Origin of the sequence: Clostridium sp. Ade.TY (assembly GCF_000498355.1) — a bacterium.
In the GTDB taxonomy this organism is placed as follows: Bacteria; Bacillota; Clostridia; order Clostridiales; family Clostridiaceae; genus Clostridium.
Map to the genome: position 1 here is coordinate 1 of NZ_AVSV01000004.1, position 19,059 is coordinate 19,059.

Annotated in this window: 18 protein-coding genes; 2 read left to right on the plus strand and 16 right to left on the minus strand. The window is 24.7% G+C overall.

Annotated features, from left to right (window positions below; all coding sequences use genetic code 11):
* Positions 1 to 43 precede the first annotated feature (43 nt).
* From O212_RS0102895 to O212_RS0102960, 14 genes are all read right to left on the minus strand, one after another.
* Complete coding sequence (locus O212_RS0102895; RefSeq protein WP_024613662.1) at positions 44 to 1,330, minus strand: methionine gamma-lyase family protein; 1,287 nt, start codon at positions 1,328 to 1,330, stop codon at positions 44 to 46.
* Between the two features lie 56 nt (positions 1,331 to 1,386).
* Entirely contained in the window at positions 1,387 to 1,629 is a 243-nt protein-coding gene (hfq, locus tag O212_RS0102900) for an RNA chaperone Hfq (protein WP_024613663.1), read from the minus strand.
* Positions 1,630 to 1,676: 47 nt separating this feature from the next.
* Positions 1,677 to 2,609, minus strand: coding sequence for a tRNA (adenosine(37)-N6)-dimethylallyltransferase MiaA (miaA, locus tag O212_RS0102905; RefSeq protein ID WP_024613664.1), 933 nt, complete (start codon positions 2,607 to 2,609; stop codon positions 1,677 to 1,679).
* A gap of 25 nt (positions 2,610 to 2,634) precedes the next feature.
* Positions 2,635 to 4,614, minus strand: a complete 1,980-nt coding sequence (mutL, locus tag O212_RS0102910) for a DNA mismatch repair endonuclease MutL (RefSeq protein WP_024613665.1) — start codon at positions 4,612 to 4,614, stop codon at positions 2,635 to 2,637.
* A gap of 13 nt (positions 4,615 to 4,627) precedes the next feature.
* Positions 4,628 to 7,276 carry a DNA mismatch repair protein MutS gene (gene mutS, locus O212_RS0102915; protein WP_024613666.1) on the minus strand — a complete coding sequence of 883 codons (2,649 nt, stop codon included), beginning with the start codon at positions 7,274 to 7,276 and terminating at the stop codon, positions 4,628 to 4,630.
* Positions 7,277 to 7,533: 257 nt separating this feature from the next.
* Positions 7,534 to 8,868: a tRNA (N6-isopentenyl adenosine(37)-C2)-methylthiotransferase MiaB gene (gene miaB / locus O212_RS0102920; RefSeq protein ID WP_051372984.1), complete on the minus strand. Its 1,335-nt coding sequence runs from the start codon at positions 8,866 to 8,868 to the stop codon at positions 7,534 to 7,536.
* A 97-nt stretch (positions 8,869 to 8,965) separates the two neighbouring features.
* Positions 8,966 to 9,820: a GNAT family N-acetyltransferase gene (locus O212_RS0102925; RefSeq protein ID WP_024613668.1), complete on the minus strand. Its 855-nt coding sequence runs from the start codon at positions 9,818 to 9,820 to the stop codon at positions 8,966 to 8,968.
* A 64-nt stretch (positions 9,821 to 9,884) separates the two neighbouring features.
* On the minus strand, positions 9,885 to 11,789 hold the full coding sequence (locus O212_RS0102930) for a bifunctional 4-hydroxy-3-methylbut-2-enyl diphosphate reductase/30S ribosomal protein S1 (RefSeq protein ID WP_024613669.1): 1,905 nt from the start codon (positions 11,787 to 11,789) through the stop codon (positions 9,885 to 9,887).
* A gap of 18 nt (positions 11,790 to 11,807) precedes the next feature.
* Positions 11,808 to 12,470, minus strand: coding sequence for a (d)CMP kinase (gene cmk, locus O212_RS0102935; protein ID WP_024613670.1), 663 nt, complete (start codon positions 12,468 to 12,470; stop codon positions 11,808 to 11,810).
* Between the two features lie 72 nt (positions 12,471 to 12,542).
* Positions 12,543 to 13,757: an NAD(P)/FAD-dependent oxidoreductase gene (locus O212_RS0102940; protein ID WP_024613671.1), complete on the minus strand. Its 1,215-nt coding sequence runs from the start codon at positions 13,755 to 13,757 to the stop codon at positions 12,543 to 12,545.
* A gap of 93 nt (positions 13,758 to 13,850) precedes the next feature.
* Entirely contained in the window at positions 13,851 to 14,750 is a 900-nt protein-coding gene (locus tag O212_RS0102945; RefSeq protein ID WP_024613672.1) for a MurR/RpiR family transcriptional regulator, read from the minus strand.
* Positions 14,751 to 14,901: 151 nt separating this feature from the next.
* Positions 14,902 to 15,444, minus strand: a complete 543-nt coding sequence (locus O212_RS0102950) for a class I SAM-dependent methyltransferase (RefSeq protein WP_024613673.1) — start codon at positions 15,442 to 15,444, stop codon at positions 14,902 to 14,904.
* Between the two features lie 25 nt (positions 15,445 to 15,469).
* Positions 15,470 to 16,180, minus strand: a complete 711-nt coding sequence (locus O212_RS0102955; protein WP_024613674.1) for a pseudouridine synthase — start codon at positions 16,178 to 16,180, stop codon at positions 15,470 to 15,472.
* A 128-nt stretch (positions 16,181 to 16,308) separates the two neighbouring features.
* Complete coding sequence (locus O212_RS0102960; RefSeq protein ID WP_024613675.1) at positions 16,309 to 16,488, minus strand: hypothetical protein; 180 nt, start codon at positions 16,486 to 16,488, stop codon at positions 16,309 to 16,311.
* A gap of 135 nt (positions 16,489 to 16,623) precedes the next feature.
* Here O212_RS0102960 and O212_RS0102965 point away from each other — a divergent pair, with 135 nt between their 5' ends.
* Complete coding sequence (locus O212_RS0102965; protein WP_024613676.1) at positions 16,624 to 17,013, plus strand: PadR family transcriptional regulator; 390 nt, start codon at positions 16,624 to 16,626, stop codon at positions 17,011 to 17,013.
* 20 nt (positions 17,014 to 17,033) lie between these two features.
* Here the strand turns inward: O212_RS0102965 and O212_RS0102970 are convergent, their stop codons facing one another.
* Both O212_RS0102970 and O212_RS0102975 read right to left on the minus strand, forming a co-directional pair.
* Positions 17,034 to 17,696 carry a hypothetical protein gene (locus tag O212_RS0102970; protein ID WP_024613677.1) on the minus strand — a complete coding sequence of 221 codons (663 nt, stop codon included), beginning with the start codon at positions 17,694 to 17,696 and terminating at the stop codon, positions 17,034 to 17,036.
* A gap of 65 nt (positions 17,697 to 17,761) precedes the next feature.
* A complete protein-coding gene (locus O212_RS0102975; protein ID WP_024613678.1) occupies positions 17,762 to 18,457 on the minus strand; it encodes a LytTR family DNA-binding domain-containing protein in 696 nt (231 codons plus the stop codon).
* Between the two features lie 158 nt (positions 18,458 to 18,615).
* Here O212_RS0102975 and O212_RS0102980 point away from each other — a divergent pair, with 158 nt between their 5' ends.
* Positions 18,616 to 19,044 carry a divergent PAP2 family protein gene (locus O212_RS0102980; RefSeq protein ID WP_029699139.1) on the plus strand — a complete coding sequence of 143 codons (429 nt, stop codon included), beginning with the start codon at positions 18,616 to 18,618 and terminating at the stop codon, positions 19,042 to 19,044.
* The last annotated feature ends 15 nt before the right edge of the window (positions 19,045 to 19,059 follow it).

Consider the following 19,059-nt stretch of genomic DNA (forward strand, 5'->3'; position numbering starts at 1 on the left):
ATAAAAATAAAGACTTAGAATAATTCTAAGTCTTTATTTTTATTTAATTATTTAAAACGTTATTTAATGCTATTAATATGCCTATTTTAGCATGGTCAAATGTAAGTCCACCTTGAATATATGCTATATAAGGTTCTCTTATTGGAGCATCTGCTGATAGTTCTATTGAAGATCCTTGTATAAATGCACCTGCTGCCATTATAACTTCATCTTCATATCCTGGCATTGGAGTTGGTATACAATGAACAAATGAATCTACAGGTGAACCAAATTGTATCCCTTTTATAAATTCAATTAATTTATCTTTATTTCTAAAGATTATAGTTTGAACAATATCTGTTCTTTTATCAAAAGCTTTAGGTTTAGATTCAAATCCAGCAAGTTCCATAACTCTAGAGCAAAATATAGAACTTTTAACAGCTTCCATAGTAATATGTGGGGCTAAGAAAAAGCCTTGAAATAGGGTTCTCATAACTCCTAAAGTAGCTCCGCATTCACCACCTATTCCAGGTACAGTAAGTCTATAAGATGCATTATCTACTAATTCTTTTTTACCTACTATGTAACCGCCAGTTGGAGATATTCCACCACCGATATTTTTTATTAATGAACCAGCCATTAAATCTGCACCAAAATCAGTAGGTTCTAATATATCAACAAATTCTCCATAACAATTATCAACAAAAACAATTATATCTTTATTTAATGATTTTACTAATTCTATCACTTCTTTTATTTGAGAAAGCATTAATGAGTATCTAGTGCTATATCCAGTACTTCTTTGAATATGTACCATTTTTATAGATTTATCATTTAAAATTGCTTCTTTTATTTTATCTAAATCAAAAAATTTATCTTCAATTAAATCAACTTGACAATATTTAACACCATATTCAATTAAGGACCCCATTCCCTTATCTTCAGTTAATCCTATAACACCGTGAAGAGTATCATAAGGTTGTCCAGATATAGCTAATAATGTATCACCAGGTCTTAAATTACCAAATAAGGCAGTGCCGATTGCATGTGTACCATTAACGAAATGAGGCCTTACAAGAGCAGATTCAGTATTAAATACTCTAGCATATACTTTATCTAAACCTTCCCTACCAATATCATCATAAGCATAACCGGTAGAGTTAGTAAAATGACAATCACTAATTCTTTCTTTTTGGAATGCTGTAAGAACTTTTAATTGATTATATTCTCTAATTTCATCAAGATCTTTAAATATTTCTTCAGTATCTTTTAATGCTTGTTTATAAATTTCAAAAGCATTATTTTGAATACCATAATTTTTAATTACTAATTCTTCTGTTGCTTTTAACATAACGTCCTCCTATATATATAATTAAACAAAAATAAATAGGCATTTAAGCCTATTTATTAAATATTATTCAATTCATTATTTACAAATAAAATAGGTTTTAATGGAGTAATAGTTGTAATTGCATGTTTATAAACTAACATTTGCTTCCCATCGCAATCTAATACAACTGTAAAACTATCAAATCCTTTTACAAATCCTTTAAGTTTATATCCATTTGTAAGATATACTTCTACTGAAATTTTATTTTTTCTAGCACCATTTAAGAAAATATCTTGCAAATTATTTTGTTGTTTATTCATAATATACCTCCTAAAGCTATCAATACACCTTTAGCTACATTATACAACTACTTTGTATTAATGTCATTAATTATTTTATCAATCATATCTTCCTCTGTTAATAAATCTTTATTTAAGAATATAACTCTAGGATCTCTTCTAAACCATGTCAATTGTCTCTTGGCATAATTCCTTGATCCCTTCTTTATTAATTCTATACATTCGTTTAAGCTTAGTTTATTATCTAAATAATTAAGTACTTCTTTATATCCAATTCCTTGCATAGATTGCATAGATATATTATACCCCATATCTTTTAAATTTATACATTCATTAATTAAACCTTTATTTAACATTATATCTACTCTTTTATTTATTCTATTATATAGCTTTTCTCTATCCATATTTAATACATAATAATAAACATTATAGTCTGAATTATAGAAAGAGTCTCCTGCATTAAATGAACTAAATGGTTTACCAGTTAGCTTATAAACTTCTAATGCACGTATAACTCTTTTTCTATTATTATAATGTATTTCATTATAGCTAATAGGATCTATATCTTTTAATTTTTCATGTAGACATTGATTTCCATGATTAATTGCATATTCTTCTAATGATTTTCTATAATTTTCATCAGTTTCAGCATCTGTAAAATCCATATTACAAGTTAATGAATTTATATAAAGCCCTGTTCCACCTACTATGATGGGTAGTTTACCTCTTTTTATAATATCTTTAATAATATTATCTCCAAGAGCTTTATAATCAGAAACTGAAAATTGATTGTCAGGATTTATTATATCAATCATATAATGTTTTATACCGTCCATTTCATCAGTTGATACTTTAGCAGAACCAATGTCCATATACTTATATATCTGCATTGAATCAGCAGAGATTATTTCTCCATTTAGTTTTTTGGCAAGCTTTATGGATAAATCAGTTTTCCCAACAGCAGTTGGGCCACCAATAACTAAAATATTTTCTTTTTTCATTTTATAATACACCCTTTACTATTTATCAAACAATTCTTCTAAATTTTTTTTCAAGTTCTATATTTGTAAATTTTATTATTGTAGGTCTTCCATGCGGGCAATGAAATGGATCATCAATAAATCTTAAATCTTCTATAAGTGAAATCATTTCTTTTTCAGTTAATACATCATTAGCTTTAACTGCTTTTTTACAAGCCATAGTAGCGATTTTATTATATTTTATATCTATTGTCTTTCCGGTACCTAATTTCTTTAAATCATCTATTATATTTAAAAATAAATCTTTAGAATCTATTTTTCCAAGAAAGTAAGGTACTTCTTTTAAAGCTATTGAATTTCCACCAAAATCATCAACTAAAAATCCAGCATTTTTGAAAACCTCTTTATTTTCTATATAATAAGCTAAATCATCAATAGTTAAATCGATAATTGTAGGTACTAAAAGAGGTTGGACTACTAAGGATCCATTTTTTATAGCATTTAAATATTTTTCAAATAAAATTTTTTCATGAGCAGCGTGTTGATCTATTAAATACATAATATCATTAAATTCTGCAATTATATATGTTTTATTGAACTGACCAATTATTTTAAGTGGAGGAAATTTTGCAATCTTATCTTTTGCATTTTCTAATTTATTCATTTTACTTGCATTAGAAATAGTATTATTTGGGTTTGATTTTATTTCATCATAAAGTACACTATAATCATTATTAAGTTTAATATTAGAATTTAAATCTTTAACTTCATTATTAACATCTATATTATCAGAATGATTAATGGAAATTTTATTTTCAATAAATTTTCCCTTTAACTTTTCAAATTCTTTTTTTTCTTTATTTATAGCATCTTTTATTTTTATAGAATAATCTATAGGTTTATCATTTAATACTAATTTATTATTTTTTTCGAATGAATTAAATTTTATTTGAGAATCATTAAAGTCTAAATCCATTTTAATATTTTCACTAGTACTTTTTTTATGGTCTTCTTCTGGTAGTTTAAAGTTATCAAATACATCTTCTTTTAGTACAGAATGTACTGAATCAAATATCATTTTAAATATTACTCTATCATCTTTAAATTTAATTTCAGACTTAGTTGGATGTATATTTACATCTACATATTCCGGATATATATCAATGAATAGAATAAAAAATGGAAATTTATTTACTGTAGAAAAAGATTTAAAGGCATTTTCTACAGCAACAGATAATGTTCTATTTTTAATATATCTGTTGTTAACAAAAATACTTTGATTATTTCTAGATCCTCTAGCTATGTCTTCTCTACCTATATATCCATAAATTTTTATATAATCATTTTTATTTTCAAAATAAATTATATTGTCGGTTATTTTTTTACCGTATATGACTCTTAATACATCTTTAAGATTATTAGTTCCAAATGTTTGAAGAATTTTTTTATTGTTGTTAAATAACTTAAAACTAATATCTGGTTTAGACATTGCAATTCTATTTATAATATCATTAATTATAGCACCTTCTCTAGTAAAAGACTTTAAGAATTTTTTTCTAGCAGGAACATTAAAAAATAAATCATTTACTTCTATTGTAGTACCATTATTACAAGCACATTCACCTTCATAGATTATGGTTCCACCTTCAATTAATATTTCTCTTCCAAAGTCATCAGACGATTGTTTTGTCTTTAAAGAAATTTTAGATACAGAGGCTATAGAAGCTAATGCTTCTCCTCTGAATCCTAATGTATTTATAGAAAAAATATCATTAGCATCTTTTATCTTACTTGTAGCATGTGGCATAAATGCTTTTTTTAAATCATCTTTGTGAATTCCATATCCATCATCTATTATACGAATAGAAGAACAACCTCCGTCTTGTACTTCTATAGTTATATTTTTAGCGTTTGCATCAATGCTATTTTCAACTAGCTCTTTAATAACTGATGAAGGTCTTTCAACAACTTCTCCTGCAGCAATTTTATTTGATGTATTTTCATCTAATAAATTAATTCTATTCAAATTACATCAACTCCTAAATTAATTTTTTTGCATCCTTAACTAATTCATATAATTTATTCATAGCTTCCATAGGATTTAAATTTAAGATATCAATTGATGATAGTTCTTTTATAAAACCTTCCTTTTCTATATAAGAAAAATCTAATTGCATATTATTATATTCTTTAGTATTAGTTTTTTTATGTTTTTTATTTATTGAAACTTCAGTATTATTAAAAGCAAGTTCTTCTTTTAGAAGTTCATTATTTAAATTTTTATTTGTATCTTTTGATTCTAAACCTTCTAAAATATTCTTAGCCCTATTTATTACACTTTCAGGTAATCCTGCAAGCTTTGCAACTTCAATTCCATAGGATTGATCAGCTCCACCTTTTATTATTTTTCTAAGAAAAATAATATTATCATCAAATTCTTTTACTGCAACTGAATAATTTTTAACACCATCAATTTCTCCTTCAAGCTTTGTAAGTTCATGATAATGTGTTGCAAATAATGTATTACATTTTAAATTTTCACTATTAGATATATGCTCTATAACAGACCATGCAATACTAAGCCCATCATAAGTTGAAGTCCCTCTTCCAACTTCATCTAATAAAACTAAACTATTAGAAGTTGCATTTTTAAGTATGTTTGATACTTCCCACATTTCAACCATAAATGTAGATTTTCCACCTGCTAAATCATCCGAAGCACCAATTCTAGTAAAAATTTTATCACAAATAGATATATTAGCTTCTTTAGCCGGAACAAATGAGCCCATTTGAGCCATTAAAGTTATTAAGGCTACCTGTCTCATATATGTAGACTTACCAGCCATATTAGGTCCTGTTATTAGTATAAGTCTATTATTAACTTTATCTAATATAGTATCATTAGATACAAATTCACCTCTACCTATTACTTTTTCAACAACAGGATGTCTACCTTCTTTTATTTCAATTAATCCACTTTCATTTATTTTAGGCTTAACATAGTCATTTTCAAGTGCTATTAATGATAATGTAGATAAACAATCTAAATTACTAATGATTCTAGCACTATTTTTAAGTCTTGAAATTTCATTAGATACTGAATTACGTATATTTTGAAATATTTCATATTCTAAGTTTATAAGCTTTTCTTCAGCACCTAATATTTTTTCTTCCATTTCTTTTAGTTCTTGAGTTATATATCTCTCAGAATTAGCTAATGTTTGTTTTCTAATATATCTTCCTTCAGGTATTGAAGAGTAATTGGCTTTTCGTATTTCAATAAAATAACCAAAAACCTTATTGTATCCTACTTTTAAAGACTTAATACCAGTAACTTCTCTTTCACTATTTTCAAGTGAAGCTATCCATTCTTTTCCATGTAATTTAGATGTTCTTAATTCATCAACTTCTTTTGAATAGCCATCTTTAATTATATTACCTTCTTTTACACTAATTGATGGATCTTCTGAAATAGAATTAAATAAAAGTTCTTTTATATCATCTAATGTATCTAAAGAATCATGATATTCTTTTAGAAGTTTTGAATTACAATTAGTTAAAAGTTCTTTTATATAAGGTAGTTTCTCAAGTGATGTTCTAAGAGATACTAAGTCTTTTCCATTTACATTTCCATTTGCTACTTTCCCAACTATACGTTCTATATCATAAATGTTTTTTAAAGATGATATTATATCTTCATTTAAAGATATTGAATTAAATAATTCATCTACTGCATCTAATCTATTCATTATTTCTTCTTTAGATATAAGTGGTTCATCAATCCATTTTCTTAAAACTCTAGCTCCCATAGATGTTGCTGTTTTATCCATAACCCAAAGTAAAGAGCCTTTTTTATTTTTTTCTCTTAAACTTTCAGTTAATTCTAAATTCCTTCTTGAGTTACCATCTATAGTCATGTAATTTACTATATTATATATTTCTAAAAAATTTATATTAGAAAGACTCATCTTTTGAGTTTCATATATATATTTAAGTAGAACTTTACAAGCTATTTTGCTATGGTTAGACAGTGAAGAAACTTCTGCATCACTAAATTGATTTATTAATTCATCATCAGTCACTTTAAATATTGTTAAATCTTTTTTTGTAATAAGTGCTTGAGTAATTGATTTTATATCATTTAATATTGTTTCATTAGTATTTATATCTAATAGTATTTCTTTTGGATTTATTTTTGTAATTTCATCAAGTAATGTTGTTTTTAAATTGCTAAATGAAGTTGTTTTAAATTCACCAGTACTTATATCTGTTAATGCAATACCTATTGAATCATCTTCTGAAAATATAGCCATCAAATATGTATTTAAATTATTTTCATTGCTCTGGTCTATATAGGTCCCAGGAGTTATAACTTTTATTACATCTCTTTTAACGATTCCTTTAGCAACACTTGGATCTTCCACTTGTTCACAAATTGCAACTTTAAATCCTTTTGTTACAAGTCTTGATATATATGAAGAAGAGGCATGGAATGGAATACCGCACATAGGAGCTCTTTCTTCAAGTCCACAATCTCTTCCTGTTAATACTAATTCTAATTCTCTTGAAGCTGTTTTAGCATCTTCAAAGAACATTTCATAAAAATCTCCTAATCTAAAAAATAGTATACAATCTTTATAATTCTCTTTTATTTCAAAATATTGTTTCATCATTGGAGTTAATGTCATAAATTTTCACTTCCTTTAACTTTTTAATACTAAATCCTTGTAAAATCAAGGAATTCTAGATTTTTATATAGAATAAAATCAATTATTTTAATATTTTCACTAATTAGTTATGATAGATAATGTATTTTCTAAAATATTCATAAATAAACATATAATTAATGATGTTTGCTTATTTCTATACGATTATAACATATGAATTTATAATTTTAAAATAATAAAACAAAAAGGCCTAAAAGGCCTTTTTGCATATTTAAAGTTTATTTAATTAATTCACCAATAAGAGAGAATGGTTGTGCACGAACTATTTTTAGATTTACAAGAGTTCCAATTAAAGATTCATCACCTTCAAAATTTACTAGCTTACCATTTCTACTTCTTCCCATTAATTTAGTATCATCATTTTTACTTTTACCTTCAACTAATACTTCTAATATTCTACCCTCATATTTTTTATTATTTTCTATTACATTTTTATTTACAGCATCAATAAGCTTGTTAAATCTTTTATGTTTAATATCATCAGGAACTTGATTTTCCATTTTATCAGCTGGTGTATGATTTCTTCTTGAATATATAAAAGTAAATGCTGAATCATATTTTACTTCATTTACAAGGCTTAATGTATCTTCGAAGTCCTCTTCTGTTTCACCAGGAAATCCAACTATAATATCTGTTGTTATTGTTACATCTGGAATTTCTTTTTTAATTTTTTCTATTAATCCCATGTAATGCTTTCTATCATAATGTCTATTCATTTCTTTTAATATTCTATCTGATCCACTTTGAACTGGTAAATGAATTTGTTCACAAAGTTTGTCACATTCTTTAATAGCTAAAATTACATCTTCATTTAAGTCTTTTGGATGTGAAGTCATAAATCTAACTCTTTCTAATCCTTCAACATTATTAATCATTCTTAATAATTTGGCAAAGTCAACATCTTCATCTAATCCTTTTCCGTATGAATTAACATTTTGACCTAATAAAGTTATTTCTTTATAGCCTTTGTTTACTAACTCATTAATTTCTTTTAAGATTTCTTCAGGCTTTCTACTTCTTTCTCTTCCTCTAACATAAGGAACTATACAATATGTACAGAAATTGTTACATCCATACATTATAGTAACATATGCTTTTACATCACTTTCTCTATCTACTGGAATACCTTCAACTATTTCAGTTTCTTTGTTGAAAATTTCTTTTACTTGTACACCTTCAGTTTTTACTATATTTAAATATTCTGGGAATTTATATGCATTATGAGTCCCAAAAATTATATTAACATATGGAAATTTTGATAATATTTTATCTGCCATTCCTTTTTGTTGCATCATACATCCACAAATACCTATTATTAAATCTTTATTTTTTTCTTTAAGATTTTTTAAAGCACCAAGATTTCCGAAAACCTTATTTTCAGCATTTTCTCTAACACAACAAGTATTGAATAATATTATAGAAGCTTCTTCTTTATTTTCAGTTCTTGTATAACCAATTCTTTTAAGCATTCCTGAAAGCTTTTCAGAATCCTCTTCATTCATTTGGCATCCCCAAGTCTCTATATAATATTTTAAATCTTTTGTATCTGACATAATAATCTCCTTTTCAATAGAATCAATTGTTTTAATAGTCCTATATATTATATTAAATTTTATATTTAATTTAAAGCGTTTTTTAATTTTAAAATATTTAAGTTTTTATCCAAGTAGTATAATTTCCAACAATTTTAAATCCTGTCTTAAAATATAAATTAATAGCTTTAAAGTTATCTTCTTCAACCCTTATAAATATTTTTGATATATTATTATCATGAGCTAAATTTATTAAGTAATTAAGTAGACATTCCCCATATCCTTTATTTCTATAGTTATTTACTATACCAAAATTGACTATGGTATATATGTTATTATTAAATATTATTTGTCCATAACCTATTTCAGTATTATTAGAGTTTAACATGAATATACAAAAATTTTCATTATAATAGAGTTGCTTTTCTTCATAGCGTATATCTTTAGGCTTTAGAGGAGTTCTAGAATCATCGTTAAATATAGAATTTTGTATTTCACAACGTAAGAATTCATCTTTATTTTTAGTGAACTTTCTAAATTTAACATTACAATTTATATTTAATTTAGTTTTTATATTATACTCTAATAATTTTGTTATTTTAGAGCGCACAAATAAATTTGATGATAAAAGTTTTGTTGTTAGAGAATCTTCATACGTTTGATATATTAGGATTTTACCATTAAATTTAGGAATATCATTGAATTTTATTATATTAACATATTGGTCTTTTATATAAGCAGCATTTATTAATATTGTATCTATGTCATTATAATCAAACCAAATATAGCCAATATATTCATTATCTAATAAAATTAATATTAAATTATTTTTAAGTAGTGATTTTTTAAATAAATTTGATTTAAGATAATATTTTATAAAATTTATTTTATATTTATTTAGACTTAAAAATTCATTAACTAAAATTTCTAATTGCGAGAAATTTTTGTTTGTTAATTTCTCATATTGTACCATATAAAAATATCCACCTCATAAATTATTATAAAATAACCCCTTTAAAAGGGGTTATTATCTATTCTTAAATATCTTTTATACTTAAGCTTATACGTTTGTTTGCTTCATCAACTGATAATATTTTTGCTTTAACCTCTTCACCAACTGATAATACATCTTTTGGATGATTTATTCTATCATGACTTATTTTTGAAATATGAACTAAACCATCAACTCCTGGTTCTAATTCAACAAATGCTCCAAAGTCATTTAATCTAACAACTTTCCCTAAAACAACAGAACCTTCAGGATATCTTTCTGTTATATTACTCCATGGTTCAGGAGTAAGTTCTTTGATACTTAAAGAAAGTTTTTTATTTTCCTTATCTAAATCAATTACTTTAACATCAATTATATCTCCACTTTTTAAATAATCTTGAGCTTTTTTTACATGATTCCATGATATTTGTGAAAGATGTATTAATCCATCAACACCATTTACTTCTGCAAATGCTCCAAAATCAGTAAATCTTTTAACTTCAGCTTTTACAATATCACCAATTTTTAAAGAATCAAAAACTAAATTTTCTTTAGATTCTTTTTCAATTTCTTGAACTATTCTACTTGATGCAACAACTCTTGAAGGATTTTCTTTATTAAAATCTATTAATTTAACTTTTAAAGTTTTTCCTCTAAAAGCCTCTTTATCATTAACAAATTTAATATCTATTTGTGATGCTGGAATAAAAACACGTATTCCACTAAAATATCCAACTAAGCCTTTTTCTTTTACTTCAGAAATTTTTAAATCAAAAATAGTTTGCTCATCAAACATCTTTTGTAACGTATTTAATATTTCTTCTTTTTCATATTCTAATCTTGATAAAACAACAAAACCATTATCATTATTAAGTTTTATAACTTTAGCCTTTAAAATATCTCCAACTTTTAATGCTTTTGCATATTCTTTTGGATCTCCTTTAGCAGTTAATTCTTTAAATGGAATAACTCCATCTGATTTATATCCAGTAAGTGAAATAACTATTTCATCATTTAATATTGAAAGAATTTCACCTTCGATTTCGCTTCCAGTAAATAATCTTTTATCAATTTCATTCATTAATTCTAATTGTTCGTTATTTATATTTTCCATAACTTCAATAACCTCCTTTATTATCCAATCCGGTGTTGAAGCACCAGCAGTGATACCAATCTTTTTAAAACTTTTATTGTTTATAAAATCATTTGGTAATTCATTAAAATTTTCTATATGAATAGTATTTTGACAATTTTCCTTTGAAATTTGATATAATTTTGTTGTATTGGAGCTATTTTTCCCTCCAATAATAATCATAGCATCTACTTCTTTTGAAAGTTCAAAAGCACTTCTTTGTCTTTCTTCAGTTGCTAAACAAATAGTATTAAATTGTAAAAGGTCATTTGTCTTTTTTTCTAAGTTTAAAATAGTTTTATTCCAATTGGATTCTTTTTCCGTAGTTTGCGAAACAACACATGTTTTTCCAGAAAAACATGTATCTTCAGCAAATTCACCATTTTTTGTTATAGTGGCTTTATTATTACACCATCCATTTATACCAATTACTTCTGGATGAGATTTATCACCAAGTATAACTATATTATATCCTTCATTAGAATATTTTTTTACTTTTTTTTGAATATTAGTAACAAATGGGCATGTAGCATTTACAATTTCTAATCCTCTTTTAGCCAATTCATTTAAAATATTTTCTGAAACTCCATGAGATCTTATAATAATTACATCATTAACATTTAAATTATCTATATTTTCAAAGTCTATTGCAAATATATCGTTTTTTTCTAAATATTTTACAACATCATTATTATGAATAAGAGGACCTAAAGTGTAAATTTTTTTATTATAAAGTTTTTTTATTTCTATAGTTTTATCTACAGCTCTTTTTACTCCAAAGCAAAATCCAGAGTTTTTAGCTAGTATAATTTCTCTCATCTTTAATCCCTCATAAATTTATTGATTTTTTAAAGTTTCTTTTATGAAGTTACTTATTTTTTCAGTAACTTGAATAATATTTAAACCAGTTGTATCTACTTCAATAGCATCATCAGCTTTTTTTAAAGGATCTATTGCTCTATTACTATCTTCATAATCTCTTCTTATTATATCTTTTAAAATTTCATCATAAGAGCAATCTATATTTCTATTTTTTAATTCAGCATATCTTCTTTCTGCTCTTTCCTCAGGAGTTGCAGTTAAGAAAATTTTAAACTTTGAATCTTTTAATACAACTGTTCCAATATCTCTTCCATCCATTATAACACTATATTTTTTAGACATAGCTTGTTGAAGTTTAACAAGCATTTTTCTTACTTCTGGTATTGAAGCATAAGCTGAAACTATTGAGCTTATTTCAGGCATAGTTAAATCATCTTGAACATTTTTCCCATTTAATATTAAATCATCATTTTCAAAATGCATTTCCATAGTTTTTATTAATTCGCATATTTTATCAACATCATTTGGTGTTAAATTATTTTTTGAAGCTTTTAAAGCTACAGCTCTATACATAGCTCCTGTATTTATATACATTAAATTAAATTCCTTAGCTACTAACTTAGCTATTGTACTCTTTCCTGCTCCTGCAGGTCCATCTATCGCAACTGAAATTTTCAAAATTTCTCCACCTTTCTAAATAAACAATTACAAAGTTAATTATATAATTTTATTTATTTTATAACAAGTCTTTTAAATACTGCTACCTGCAATATATCCAGTAGATAAAGCTATTTGTACGTTGTATCCACCAGTAAATGCATCTACATCAATAATTTCTCCTGCAAAAGATAAATTCCCTAATATTTTACTTTGCATAGTTGATGGATCTATTTCTTTTGTATCGACGCCACCAGCTGTAACTATTGCTTCTTCAATAGGTCTCAATTTTTTTACAGTAAGTTCAAAAATTTTTATTAAAGAAACAAGGCTTTTTCGTTCCTCTTTTGTTATTTCATTTACTTTTTTATTTTCATCTATATTAGATAAATTAATTATTACTGGAATTAACTTTTTAGGTAATAAATCATCTAATGAATTTTTAAAAGCTTTATTTATATATTTTTTAAAATCTTTTTGTATTCTTAAATCCAATTCTTTTTCACTTAATGCTGGTTTTAAATCTAAAATAACTTTATAATCCTTATTATTTTTTATAAATCTACTTCCAGTTAAAACTAATGGACCTGATATTCCAAAATGTGTAAATAACATTTCACCTATATTTTCATATACTTTTTTATTATTTTCATATATCTTTAATGATATATTTTTTAAAGATAATCCCATTAATTCAGTTACTATTGATTCCTTTATTTCTATTGGAACTAAAGATGGTTTTAATGGCTTTATATTATGACCAAGTTTTTCTGAAAATTTTTGTCCGTCTCCCTTTGAACCAGTTAATGGATATGATGCACCACCTGTTGCTAATATAAAATGATCTCCAAATATTTCTTTGCCATTTTCTAACGTAACAGAAATAATTCTATTATTATTTTTGTTTACACTTTTTACTAGGCTATTTAACATTATTTTTATATTTTTATTATTAAGTGCATTTTTTAAGCCTTTTATAATATCTGAAGATTTATCGGAATTTGGGAATACCCTTCCTCCTCTTTCTACTTTTAACTTTATACCTTGCTTTTCAAAAAAATTTATAGTATCTTCATTAGTAAATGTATATAATGCACTATAAAGAAAATATGGATTACCAGGTATATAATCAAAAAATTCTGATATATCTTTATTATTAGTAACGTTACAACGACCTTTTCCAGTTATAAATAATTTTTTTCCTAATCTGTCATTTCCATCTAATAAAAGTACTTCATTATTTTGACTTGCAGTTATTGCAGACATCATACCAGCTGGACCTGCACCTATAACTACTATTTTTTTCATTTAATCAGCTCCTTAAATTATGCTAAAATCATTTTACTACACTAAAGAATATAAAAAAAGATGTGCATTAAAAAATACACATCATAAAATTTACTAATTATCATTGTCCCCTATTGTTTTATTATTTATCTGATATACATTATAGTCTTGCCAAATTGTTTCTAATGAACTGAATATGTCTGCTATATTTTCTTTTTCTCTCATTCCCACAGCAATTATCAATGCGTTAATAAGTGATAGTGGTGCAACTAAAGAATCTACAAATGATGCCATATTGCTTTGAGCAATTAAAGTTAAATCAGCTTTAGCTGCAAGTGGAGATATTAAGCTGTCAGTTAATGCTACAACTTTTGCTCCTTTATTTTTTGAAAAATCAAGTGCAGCTATAGTTTTTGAAGCATATCTTGGAAAACCTATTCCTATTACTAAATCTCCTTCTTTAACATTTATCATTTGTTCAAAAATATCTGATATACCGTAACGAACAGTTCTTACATTTTGTAGTATTATATTTAAGTAAAATCCTAAAAACTCAGCAACAGCAGTAGAACTTCTTAATCCTAATATATATATATTATTAGCTTTAAATATTTCATTTACTACTTCTTCAAACACAACTGGATTAATTTTTTCTAAAGTAGCTCTAATATTTTCAATGTCAGCTTTTAAAACACCTTTTAATGAATCACTATCAGATATATATTCATTAGATAGTTCTAGCCTTTGAACTGTTGTAAGCTTATTTTTTATTAATTCTTGAAGTGCTTTTTGCAATTTAGGATATCCACTAAAGCCCAGTTCGTTAGCAAATCTAACTACAGTAGATTCTGAAACCCCTACAGATATTCCAAGTTTAGCTGCTGTCATAAAAGCTGCTTTATCATAGTTGTTTAAAATATATTCAGCTATTAATTTTTGTCCCTTACTTAACCTTTGAAACTTAATCTGTATTAATCGCATTAAATCTTTATTTTCATTTAAATTTTTATCCATAACATCTACCTACTTATAACAATCTTTTGTCTTATAATTTTATCATCAAATGATATTTATTTCAATAAATATTTCATATATATTAAAAATAACTTTATAAAACAAAGAAGGTTATTTTTAATATATAAAGTATAAAATAATCTTTAGCAATCTATTTTTTCTCAATAATAACTAGCATAGGAGCTGTTTTACTTCTATTTAAATATTTATGAATCATTACACCAAATTCATTTTTAGGCAAATCTTCTAAAAAATTTAATATGCAAGTTTTTTCTTTTTTTCCTTCATCATGACCTGTATAAATACATATTGACATTATACCATTATCATTTAAAAGATTTAATCCAGCTTTTATGCTTAGAAGAGAAGTTTTATGTAAAGTAGTTATATCTTTAGAAGCGCCTGGTAAAAAACCAAGGTTATACATTATACAATCTACTTTAGAATTTATATATTCATTTAATTTATGATGTGAATCACAAATAATAATAGTGTTTGATTTAGCCTTTGCTTTATATTTATCACAAGCAATTTTTTGTATATCAAATGAATATACTAGAGAAAATTCATTACTTAGAAAATCAGTATCATGCCCATTTCCTAATGTAGCATCAATTGCTATATTTTTATTTTTTAAAAAATTTTTTATTATATAATGTGATAATTCGCTAATATCTGATACATAATTAAACACAAGTAAACACTTCTTTCCATTAAATTTATAAAGAATTTATATATTCTAATTCTAATTTTGTTAAATTTCTATACTCTCCTTCTTTAAGATATCCAAGAGATATCTTTCCTATAGATATTCTTTTAAGAGATATAACATCATGATTAAATGCAGAACACATTTTTCTAATTTGTCTATTTTTCCCTTCATGAATAGTTATTTCAACAGTCGAAATATTATTTTTAAATGAAATTTCTTTAATAGAAGCGTTAGATGTTATATATCCTCCTATATCAACACCAGAACTAAATTTAATAATTTCTTCTTTTGTAAACTTTCCTTTTACCGTTGCTATATATTTCTTATCAATTGAAACACGAGGGTGTATTATTTTATTATATATATTACCATCATTAGTAAGAAGTAAAAGTCCAGAGCTATCATAATCAAGTCTGCCTATTGGAAATATTCTTTCATTAACTTTAATAATATCCAAAATAGTTTTTCTTCCTTTTTCATCTTTTAATGATGTTATATAACCAGTTGGTTTATTTAAAACAAAATATACTTTTTTTTGCTCAGGTAATATAATTTTATTATTAAATTCAACTATATCTTTATTTTCAATAACTTTTGATCCTAATTCAGTTATAATTTTCCCATTAACTTTTACTTTACCTTCTAATATGAGTTGCTCGCATTTTCTTCTTGATGCAACACCGCATCTTGCCATAAACTTTTGTAATCTTTCTTCCATCAAATAATCACTCCATCTTTATATTACTATATGATTATATATATTAAATTAAACTTTTACAAGAACATATACTTTACTTTAGTTGATATAAGTAAAAGCTTAAGTGAAAAACACTTAAGCTTTTTATCTTAAAACCAAAAACCGCCATTTAAAAATAATAGTAATAACAATGGGCTTATACCACAACCACCGAATCCTCCACCACATCCATAGCCATTAAATCCACGATTATTGCAATTGTTATAGCAGTTATTATATCCACATCTAGGAGATCTATTGCAAGAACAATTATTAAAGCATCTACTCATAAGTATATCACTCCTTTTCTTTTGATTAATATATAATATTCTTTTTTTTTATTTTTGTTAAATATTTATTTCTGTTTAATCAAATATTTTGTTAATATATAATTATATAGAATATTTATAAAGGAGATTTAATTTATGGACAAGCGTAATCGTATTATTGCCCCTAGAAATGTTGTTAATACAAAAATGTTATATATGTTATATATATTAAAAGAACTTTCAAAAGGAGAAGTTGTTTTTGGAAATAAAATTCTTACAGATTTTAGAGATATGTTCGATTCAACTACTATACCATTTCCTGTATCCTCAAGTACAGTTTATGAAAGTTTATATGAACTAGAAGAGAGAGAATATGTAGTTTCTAAATGGAGTGGTGAAGATCTATCAAATAAAAGAAGTAAGAAGGTATATACAATAACTGATAGAGGAATAAATTTTTTAAATGCTAATTTAAATGAGTACATTTTAAATTTAGATAAAACAAAGTCGACTTTAGATAAACTAAAAAAAATGCTATTAAAATAGTACATTAAATATGTACTATTTTAGCATTTTTTTAGTTTAGATGATTTGTTTATAATTTTTTTTCTAAGTATGGATTCTTCTTTACAGGAGCAATCTAATTTAATAAAAATGTTTTTATAACCCTCTTTTATATATTCATTTTTATATAAATCTTCATAGGATAAATTGTCTATATTTTCTTTTAAAATAGAAACAGAATTAAATCCATAAATTTTTGTTAATATGGACTTAAATCCTGATAATACTTTTTCCTTATTTTTAATATTATCTATATCTAAATTTAAAATATCATTATTTACTTTTTCAATTATACCGTATAATTGATATAAATAACTAAGTTCTTTTATAGTGTATTTATCACTAAGTGAAGCAACGGCACACGAAAAATTTCTATTTATTGGAATTGGATATATATACATTAAATCAGTATCATTTAAGAGTGTTCTTATACTTTGATAAATAGATGTACATAAATCTAATCTTATTGTATTTGCATTTTCACATACCGCTTTTATTTTGAAGAGATTTTCATAATCTCTATTATAATTTATTAAATTAAATTGTTCCTCTCTTTGAATTTTGTGCATTTTATTATTTATAATCCAACTAAACCAAGCTCCCATAGCAGAGCCAGCTAATATTGAACACGCAGAAATTATAGATGTAATAACTGGTATTGGCATATTCATCAGCTCCTTAAAAATTAATTCTTTTATATTATTAGCAAAAAATATAAAAATATTATTATTTAAAAGAAAATTTTTTCTACTTGGGCAACTTTATATCTGCTAACTTGGATAGTTTCATTATTACTTAATTTAATTAAATTTTTTGAATATTCTTTTATATGATAAGTATTTACCAGAATACCCCTATGTACCTCTAAGAAAGATTTTTTTTCAAATTCCTTAACTAAATCAGTAAACTTACAAGAATTTATTGTGTATATATCATCTAATGTATGTATATATATTTTTCTATCTTCAACATTAAAATATAATATTTCATTTTTATTTAATTTAATAAAATGATTTTTACTTAATTTAAATGATATATTCTCATCATTTAAATTCTTTTCTTCTAAAAAATCATTTATAACATTAGAAATTTCAGAGTTTAGCTTAGGTTTCCTTATAAATCTAAAAGGTTTAACCTCTAAGCTCCTATAGACACAATTTTCAAAAGATGATACGAAAACTAATTTTATATTTGAATCAAATTTTCTTATTTTTTTGGCAAGTTCCAATCCATCAATATTAGGCATACAAATATCTAAAAAAATTAAATCAAATAAATTTTTTTTATAGTTTTGTAAAAACATTAAACTGTCATTTTCTTTGTATATAGAAACTTCCTCATTATATTTTAAGAATATATCAGTTAGAATAGTTTCAAAATTAGATAAAAATTCAATATCATCATCGCATAAAGCAATATTAATCAAATTAATCCCTCCCTATACAAATTTTATCATATATTTTTAGTGTATCTTTAAAAAATTTTTTTATTTAAATATTTATTCACATAGTTAAATCAAATTTTTATCTTTTAATCTATTATTTTTATTATAAAATTGTATAATAAAAATATGGAGTGATAAATATGATAATAAAAAATCAATTAATTATTTTAAGTGTATTATCTTTATTAATAGCTCAGGCATTAAAAATAGTATTTGGTTATATAGCTACAAGAAAGTTTGAGTTACATCGCCTATTTGAAACTGGGGGCATGCCAAGTTCACATTCTGCTTTTATTGTTTCTTTAACGATAAGTATTGGTAGAGTAAATGGATTTGATTCATCAATTTTTGCACTTGCCTTTGTATTTGCATCTATTGTAATGTATGATGCTATGGGCATAAGACGTGCTGCAGGTGAACATGCAAAGATTTTAAACTTAATTGTGTCAAAGGATAATACATTTAAACTAGATAATAAAAAATTAAAAGAATTATTAGGACATACGCCTTTTGAAGTTTTAGGTGGATTAATACTTGGAATTATAATTGGATGTTTATATCCAATTTAAAATAAAAAAACAAAT

Excerpts from the sequence above, each read along its gene's own strand:
- O212_RS0102925 (WP_024613668.1), bottom strand. The coding sequence starts at position 9,820 with ATGGTACAATATGAGAAATTAACAAACAAAAATTTCTCGCAATTAGAA.
- O212_RS0102930 (WP_024613669.1), bottom strand. The coding sequence starts at position 11,789 with ATGAGAGAAATTATACTAGCTAAAAACTCTGGATTTTGCTTTGGAGTA.
- O212_RS0102895 (WP_024613662.1), bottom strand. The coding sequence starts at position 1,330 with ATGTTAAAAGCAACAGAAGAATTAGTAATTAAAAATTATGGTATTCAA.
- miaB (WP_051372984.1), bottom strand. The coding sequence starts at position 8,868 with ATGTCAGATACAAAAGATTTAAAATATTATATAGAGACTTGGGGATGC.
- O212_RS0102970 (WP_024613677.1), bottom strand. The coding sequence starts at position 17,696 with ATGCCAATACCAGTTATTACATCTATAATTTCTGCGTGTTCAATATTA.
- O212_RS0102955 (WP_024613674.1), bottom strand. The coding sequence starts at position 16,180 with ATGGAAGAAAGATTACAAAAGTTTATGGCAAGATGCGGTGTTGCATCA.
- miaA (WP_024613664.1), bottom strand. The coding sequence starts at position 2,609 with ATGAAAAAAGAAAATATTTTAGTTATTGGTGGCCCAACTGCTGTTGGG.
- O212_RS0102940 (WP_024613671.1), bottom strand. The coding sequence starts at position 13,757 with ATGAAAAAAATAGTAGTTATAGGTGCAGGTCCAGCTGGTATGATGTCT.
- O212_RS0102960 (WP_024613675.1), bottom strand. The coding sequence starts at position 16,488 with ATGAGTAGATGCTTTAATAATTGTTCTTGCAATAGATCTCCTAGATGT.
- O212_RS0102945 (WP_024613672.1), bottom strand. The coding sequence starts at position 14,750 with ATGGATAAAAATTTAAATGAAAATAAAGATTTAATGCGATTAATACAG.
- hfq (WP_024613663.1), bottom strand. The coding sequence starts at position 1,629 with ATGAATAAACAACAAAATAATTTGCAAGATATTTTCTTAAATGGTGCT.
- O212_RS0102980 (WP_029699139.1), top strand. The coding sequence starts at position 18,616 with ATGATAATAAAAAATCAATTAATTATTTTAAGTGTATTATCTTTATTA.
- mutS (WP_024613666.1), bottom strand. The coding sequence starts at position 7,276 with ATGACATTAACTCCAATGATGAAACAATATTTTGAAATAAAAGAGAAT.
- O212_RS0102965 (WP_024613676.1), top strand. The coding sequence starts at position 16,624 with ATGGACAAGCGTAATCGTATTATTGCCCCTAGAAATGTTGTTAATACA.